The organism is Rhodococcus sp. JCM 9793, from assembly GCF_055380405.1.
On record NZ_AP043721.1, the window covers coordinates 1676513 to 1683827 of the forward strand.

A 7315-nucleotide genomic window follows, 5' to 3' on the forward strand; every position below is an offset into this window, starting at 1 on the left:
TCGCCGTCACAGGGCTTGGCCGACGAACAGGCGCTGTGACGGCGCGGCCAGCGCAGTTCCCTCCCCGGGGAGTTCGATGGACGGGCGAATACCGTTGATGGACAGATAGTGCCGGATGTCGGCATCGGAAAGGAAGACGCTGCCGTTCCGCCGGTCGGCCGCACCCGGATGCGCTCCGCCATCTCGCGGTGACAGCAGGAATTGCATCGTGGCCAGCACGAGGTTGTGCTCACGAACGGCCTCGATCACGACGGCGATTCCCGACGGTGCCAGCACTTCACTCAGGGCTGCGATCGACGATCCCGCATCGGTCGCACAATGGAGAACGTTCGCGGCCAGAACCACGTCGAATGCACGTGCCGGTAGATTCTGCTCGGTCAGTCGGACGTCGATATCTGCTGTCGCGGTGCGAAATCCGGAGCGGGCACCGAATCGCTCCGCGGCCGAAGTGGTGAAGAAACGGGAGATGTCGGTGAAGAGGTAGTCGACCTTCTGGCCGCCGAGCGCCGCGAGCGCGGCCTGCGTGCCGCCCCCGGCGCCGCCGCCCAGCTCCAGGATGCGGAGTGGGCCGGGCCGGGTGCGCGCGGCCTCGGTGATGATCTGGGCCGCGGCGCCGTGCAGGTACCGGTTACTGAAGTTCCTCTCGTCCTTGCTCAGCGACGTGGTCATGTCGCCGTCGGGAAACATCAATGCTTGCGCCGATACCTCGTCGCGCAGCAACGGGCCGAGCGAAGACAGCGCTTTCGAGTAGAAACCTGCCATCGCGGACGGATACCCCAGGGCGCGGCAGGCGCGGGCGAGTTCCCGGTCGTCGATGCTGTTCGTCGCCGGCCGGGTGGGCTCCGCGAGGACGAACGCGTCAGGACCCTGCCTGTGTGCGTGTTCTTCGGCGCACAAGACCTCGATCCACCGACGCAGAATCCACAGGTGCCGGTCTGCGACTCGCAGTGTCGCCGCGACCTCGTCGGTGGATGCTGTCACCCCGGGCCGAACCCCGCCATCGGAACAGAGGAAGCCCGCCATCGCGTCGAGAGCGATGACGTCCAACCGTTCGGCAGCGTCGGGTACGCGGGCAAGCGCTGCATCGGAAATGGGTTCCGGCGTTCCTGATACGGCACACCTTCCGGCACGGTCGATCTCGTGTCGTCGGCGGTCCGCTGCCACGATGTCGAGACCTCGCCCGGACGGAAGTTCGACGCTCATTCGTTTCGGTCGGGCGATACCGGCCCGACGCAACAGCGTGCGGGCGACGTCGAGCATCCGACCGCGTGCGAACGCGCCCAGTGGCTCGTGAGGCGTACCGGTCTTCGGTGGGTCCGCCGTGGTGATCGCGCCTACTACTGCGGGCGATGCCACCCGGAACACGGCGGGATCGGACGGGTCGATCAACACCACCGCATCCGTACCGGTCAGCGCCGAACTCAGCGCCGCGGCCGTGACAGATCGGGGGATGTCCGTGATCAGGGTGGGTTCGGACTCGACACGCGCTCGCAGATCGGCCAGTGCGGTGCCGTCGCGATCGAGATCACTCCAGGACGTCACCGACGGTGTGCCGCTTCCGGACACGGCGTCGACATCGACAGTGAACACCGCATCGAACCGATATCGGGTGAGTTCGGAATCGTCGCGCAGCGTCTTCGCGTAGGTGAACACCGACACTTCTCGATCGGACGCGCCTGCGATGGACGCGAGCGTCGACGGGTCCACCGACAGTTCGCTGTCCGACGCTGCCCGCCGATCCACTCGGTCGCCCAGTGTGTTCGGGTCTGCGTTCGGATTCTTGGCCATCTCCGCCCAGCGGGCGAAGTCGTGGAGTTGGCTCGAGTGACGGATGTCGCCGACGATCACGGTGCCACCAGGAGCGACCGTGTCGATGGCATCGAGTACGACGGCAGCAAGATATCGGGTATCCGGAAAACACTGGGTGACGGAGTTCAGAAGAATGCAGTCCGGTGTTGCGCCGGTTGCCGCAACGACGTCCCGCACGAGTTGTCCTCGCAGTTCGTGCGCGGCGGCCTGAACGAAACTGGTTCCGGCGATGTGTTGCGCGGCAAGTCTGTTCACGATCTCACCGGAAACGTCGGTACCGATGTAGCTGTCGACATGCGGGGCGAGTCTGCGCATCAACAGTCCTGTCCCGCATCCGAGCTCGAGTACGTTGCGGGGACCTTGTGCGAGAACGAGTTCGACCGTGCGCTCAACCCATTCGATCATGTGCTCTGCCGGCAAGGGCTCGCCGGTGTCGGTGGCACGCCAGCCGGCCAGATCGTCGTCCCGGTCCCGCATCTGAGTTTCGTGTTGCTGCGTGGAGCTGTAGGTCCAGTCGTACACCTCTGCCCAGTGCGTCAGATGTTCGTGGGTGAGGCCACCGAGCACCGCTGCACCTTCTGCTCTGGTCGTCGCCACGGCGCCGTCGGATACGACGATTCGAACTCCTCCGTCTCCGTCGGGGTCGACGCGCGCGATCCAGGGGTGCGCGGACAGGGCGTCGACGGCTGCGCTGAGATCGGCGTTCCGGGGCAATTCGGTGTCGGTCATGGATGTGCGCTCCTCGTGTGCAAAGGGGTTTCGATGATGGAGGCCTTGTGAATTTCGACGACGCGATCCGCCCGAGCGGTCAGATGCTCGTCGTGCGTTGTCGCCAGAATCGACAGGCCGCTGCCGGTTTCGGTGTCGGCGTGCCTGAGTTCGTCGAGCAGGTCGGTGATGTGCATCGCCGTGTTGTGGTCGAGCGATGCGGTCATTTCGTCGGCTATGAGCAGGCGCGGGCGGCCCGCGAGGGCGCGGGCGATCGCGACACGTTGTCGCTGACCGCCGGACAGTTCATGCGGGCGCCGGCGTAAGACGCCCCTGGGCAACGCGACACGGTCGAGGAGGCGCTCGGCCTCGGCCCGGCGATCCGCCCGCGGATGCAGCTGTCGCATCTGACGTCTGAGGATGCGCTCGATGTTGTGGGCGGGATTGAGTGCATCCCGGGGATTCTGGCCGACCAACGCGATCGCAGCACGCGACTCCGGTGTACGTTCACCGACCCGCGCGGCTACGGCATGCCCGTCGAGTTTCACGGTGCCGTCGAACGGATGCAGACCGCACACCGCGCGCAGCAGTGTGGTCTTGCCGCAGCCGGAATGGCCCCGCAGGACGACGAACTCGCCGGTACGGACGTCGAGAGTGGAGCCGTCGAGCAACACACGCCCTTGCTCGGTACGAATCCCGAAATCGGTCAGCTCCAGTGCAGTTGTGCCGGAGCGTACGACCCTGTCGAACACAGACATGGTGTCGTGGTGGACGGCCGGCGCGGTCCGTAGTACCCGATCGCACACGGCAATCAGGCGTGGGTCGTGGGTGGCGACGATCGTGACACCGTTCGCGCGTCGTCGTGCGGTGATGGCCGCGAGCACCGGTTGGAGGGTGACGTCGTCGAGTCCCGAGGTCGGTTCGTCGAGGATCACCAGCGGCGGAGACGCCACCAGTGCACGGGCAACCGCGACGCGCTGAGCCTGGCCGCCCGAGAGACGGTGGGGCGGCGAGCCGATCTGTTCGTCGGTCAGCCCCAACTCGGAGAGAACGGAGCGGGCGGCTGCGACGTGTCGCGCGCTGCCTCTCATACGTGCTGCCTCCGCGACCGAACGACACGCGGTGTAGCCGGGATGCAGCGCCGACGCCGGATCCTGAGCGGCATATCCGACAGTGGTTCCTCGCCACGATCTGGTGCCGTGCTCGCCCGGTCCGGACCAGACGACCGACCCGGCAGTGACGGCCACGCCGCGCGGCAGTACCCCGAGCAGGGCGGAGACCGCGGTGGTCTTGCCAGAGCCCGAAGGTCCTACGAGTGCGACGATCTCGCCAGCTGCGGCGTCGAAATCGAACAGATGGAGAGGATGGTTTCCGCGGTCGTCGGTGATCGTCAGGCCGCGAACCCGCAGTGTGCTCGGGGTCGTCATGAGGAGACTCCTCGTCGATCGGCCGACCCGAGCGGTGTCGACCCGAGTGTTGTCGATGCGATCGCGACGATGGTGGCGAGTGCGGCGAGAGCAACTGCCGGCGCCACGGTCGCGGTAGCGTTCAGTCCGATCCCGGAATAGTTCTCGGTGATCATCGATGCCCAATCCGGCTGCGGAGGAGAAGTTCCCAGACCCAGTGCGTTGATGGTGGACACGAGCTGCAGGGCCACGATGACGCGCAGGCCGTAGTCGGTCGTGATCGCGGCGGTGTGCGACGGCAGCACTTCTCGGAGCAGAACAGACGGGAGGGAATCGCCTCGCATGCGTGCGACGTCGATGTAGGTGGCGTGGCGGCAGGCGGCGGCAAGGTCGGCGACGATGCGCGCGGTGAGCGGGGCACCGGCTACGACGGTCGCGGCGACCACCGCGACGGGCATCGGGACGGCGACTGCGAGGACGAGTCCGACGAGAACGGCGGGGACCGCGAGCAACAGATCGGCCCCTGCGCTCACGACGAGTTCGATTCGGCGACCTGACCACCCGGCCCAGAGACCGCAGGCGACACCGACCGATGTCGACGTGGCGGCTGCGACGAGCGCAACCGCAGTGAGAGTGCTGCCGCCCCAGAAGACTCGCGACAGCACGTCGCGTCCGAGTGCATCGGTTCCGAGCAGCTGGTCTGCGTTCGGCGGCGTCCAGGGTCGGGCCACCGTCGCGAGTGGGTCCTGGTCGGTGAGATAGCGTCCGAACAACGCGAAGGCGAGCACCGCGGCCAGCGAGACCATGAGCAGCGACCGTGTCGATCGCCCACTACGGCCGGTCACCTCGGGTCCTTCCTGCCGATGCGGGCCGCGACAAGATCAGCGATGGCCATGCCGACCACCACCACGACTGCCGCGAGCAACGAGATTGCCTGTACTACCGCCACATCGCGTGTGGCGATCGAGGTCACGAACAGTTCACCGAGACCGGACAGCCCGAAAATATTCTCCACCAAGGCGGTTCCGCAGATCAGCCCGGCCAGGACGAACGACATCACACGAACGACGGGCGCAGCCACCACAGGGAGGACGTACGCCGCGGCGAGCCGTGCCCGGCCGACGCCGCGCATCCGAGCATCGACGATGTAGGGGGTTTCCGCGGCATCCACCAGCGGTCCGCGCAGCATCATCGCCGCATATGCGCTCGCTGGCAGCGCCAGCGTCAATGCCGGCAACACCAGCAGGTCGAGGTGCGCCAGCGGTGACCGGCCGGCGGGAATCAGGGAGACCGGAGGCACAAGTCCTGCCCTCCCGGACAGGATCGCGGCGACGAGAGCTGCGACGACGACCTGGGGGAGCGCCGCAATTGCGGTGGTGGCAGCCGACCCGGCAGATCGACGCCCCCCGCCGTGTGAGGCGAGCACAGCGAGCAGCCCCATCAGAGGGATGATGACGACCAGCGCGACCGACACGATGCCCATCGACACCGGCACACGGTTGCCGAGCATCGACGCCACACTGCGCCCGGTGCTCGTCGACGTCCCGAGATCACCTCCGACGGCATTCGTCAGCCACGCGAGATACCGCACGGGAAGCGGTTCGTCGAGACCAGCCGCGGAGCGCAGCACCGACAGTTGCTCGGGGGTCATCCGGCCTGCCGCACGCAGCGACACGGCGTCACCCGGAAGAAGTGCAGTGACACCGAAGACGATCACCGAGACGGCCAGGACGAGTGCGATTGCGCGCGCCGCTGTGACGAGCAGCGGACGCAATCGCACTCCACCGGAATGGCGTGACGTAGAGATCACCCTTCGAGGTCGACCTGGTCGATGAACGCACTGGCGAATCCGATGCCTTCGGGCACTCCGGTCACGCCCGGTGCGGCAAGATCCAGACGGTCGGAGACAGCCCAGACGGCGTAACCACCCTCATCCCGGAGCGTTGTCATCAACTCGCCGATGCCGCGATCACGGGTGGCGTCGTCGGGTTCGGCGACGGTCTCGGCGAGTCCTGCCGACCAGGCTGGATTGCTCCACGCGGTTTCGTTGGTCGGGGAATCCGGGCGAAGGGCCACCTGGGTGATGTCGAGGAAGGGGATACCCCCGAGATAGCTGATGTAGAAGGGACGTTGGGCGTACACATCCTGGAAGTAGGTGTCCGGAGGTGACAGCTCGACGTTCACTCGGATGCCGATCTCGGCGAGCTGCTGGGCGATGAGTGTGGCCGCGCTGTCCATTCCGGGGTACGCGGTGGTGCTGTTCAACGTTATGTCGACACCGTCCGACAGGCCGGCCTCGGCCATCAGTTCGCGGGCGCGGTCGAGATCACGAGTGCGCTGCGGCAGATCGGGTGCAGCCGGGTCCTGAGGACTGATCACGTCGTTGCCCAGTTGTCCTTGTCCCAGGAACGCGACATCGAGGAGCTGCTCGCGGTCGAGGGCATTGCGGACGGCTTCGCGGACCCGGTTGTCGTCGAACGGTGCTGTGTCGGTGCGCATCACGAGGGGGTAGAGGGTTGCGCCCGCGTGCCGGACCACTCCGATTCCCGACGACTCGTCGAGTGCGACCACCGCCGACGCCGGGACTCCCGCGGCGAGGTCGGCCTGCCCCGAGGTGACGGCGTCGGCGCGTGCCTGCGGATCCGGGATCGCGCGCATCTCGATGGTTGCCATCGGCGGAACGGGGCCCCACCACTCGTTGTTGCGTTCGAACACTTCGACCTGCCCGCCCGCGAAGGCCGGACGGAACGGTCCCGACCCCGGTACGAGTTCGGTGAAGTCGGCGCTGCCCTCCGGTACGACGAACGTCGACCCCTCCAGAGCCTGACCGACCTCCGCATACGGTTCCTTGGTGCGCAGGAGCAGCGTCGTATCCGACGTCGCTTCCGAGGCACCGAGATCGAAACGTTCGACGCGGCCCGAGTTCTCCGCCGACTTCTCACCCATCCGGCGGAGGGAGAACAGCGCATCAGCGGCGGTGACGGGGCTGCCGTCGGAGAACCTCGCGTCGTCGCGCAGCGTGATGGTCCATTCGGTCAACGTCTGGTCCGGCTCCCAGGACTCGGCCAATCGCGGTTGGGTCTGTCCGTCGGCGCCGGGAACTGTCAATGGGTCGTAGGTGAGGGCCATCCGGACCACATCACTTTCCGCCGGAAGGAGTCCATGCGGATCGTTGGTGCTGACCGCCGACGAGCCCGGCGCGACGTATCGGAACACGTCCGATGAGCTGACGTCGTCGCTTCCGTTGTTCGGGTTGCCGGCTCTGTTCGGATCGTCGGACGTCGAGCAGCCGGCCAGCACGGCGACGGACGCGGCGAGCGCCGTTGCCGCGCGGAGCGGGACCGAGCGGGATAGATGGGGGCGATATCGCATGGGGTGCTGTCTCTTTCGGG

5 protein-coding genes are annotated in these 7315 nt (G+C 66.9%); all 5 read right to left on the reverse strand.

Going from position 1 to position 7315, the window contains the following annotated elements; genetic code table 11:
• Positions 1-6: 6 nt before the first annotated feature.
• The 5 genes from ACZ46K_RS10115 to ACZ46K_RS10135 are packed head-to-tail and all read right to left on the reverse strand — an operon-like array spanning position 7 to position 7295.
• Positions 7-2538: a methyltransferase gene (locus ACZ46K_RS10115; protein ID WP_464748005.1), complete on the reverse strand. Its 2532-nt coding sequence runs from the start codon at positions 2536-2538 to the stop codon at positions 7-9.
• The gene (locus ACZ46K_RS10120) at positions 2535-3944 is read right to left on the reverse strand and encodes an ABC transporter ATP-binding protein (protein ID WP_054807639.1); all 1410 of its coding nucleotides are present in this window, start codon (positions 3942-3944) and stop codon (positions 2535-2537) included. Before ACZ46K_RS10120 ends, ACZ46K_RS10115 begins: the two co-directional genes overlap by 4 nt.
• Entirely contained in the window at positions 3941-4768 is an 828-nt protein-coding gene (locus ACZ46K_RS10125; RefSeq protein ID WP_464748007.1) for an ABC transporter permease, read from the reverse strand. Before ACZ46K_RS10125 ends, ACZ46K_RS10120 begins: the two co-directional genes overlap by 4 nt.
• Positions 4765-5733 carry an ABC transporter permease gene (locus ACZ46K_RS10130; RefSeq protein ID WP_464748009.1) on the reverse strand — a complete coding sequence of 323 codons (969 nt, stop codon included), beginning with the start codon at positions 5731-5733 and terminating at the stop codon, positions 4765-4767. Before ACZ46K_RS10130 ends, ACZ46K_RS10125 begins: the two co-directional genes overlap by 4 nt.
• The gene (locus ACZ46K_RS10135; protein WP_464748011.1) at positions 5730-7295 is read right to left on the reverse strand and encodes an ABC transporter substrate-binding protein; all 1566 of its coding nucleotides are present in this window, start codon (positions 7293-7295) and stop codon (positions 5730-5732) included. The genes ACZ46K_RS10130 and ACZ46K_RS10135 overlap by 4 nt, the downstream gene beginning before the upstream one ends.
• Between the last annotated feature and the right edge of the window lie 20 nt (positions 7296-7315).

Bases quoted from the DNA above. Each gene is read 5' to 3' on its own strand.
- ACZ46K_RS10120 (WP_054807639.1), bottom strand. From the start codon at position 3,944: ATGACGACCCCGAGCACACTGCGGGTTCGCGGCCTGACGATCACCGAC.
- ACZ46K_RS10115 (WP_464748005.1), bottom strand. From the start codon at position 2,538: ATGACCGACACCGAATTGCCCCGGAACGCCGATCTCAGCGCAGCCGTC.
- ACZ46K_RS10135 (WP_464748011.1), bottom strand. From the start codon at position 7,295: ATGCGATATCGCCCCCATCTATCCCGCTCGGTCCCGCTCCGCGCGGCA.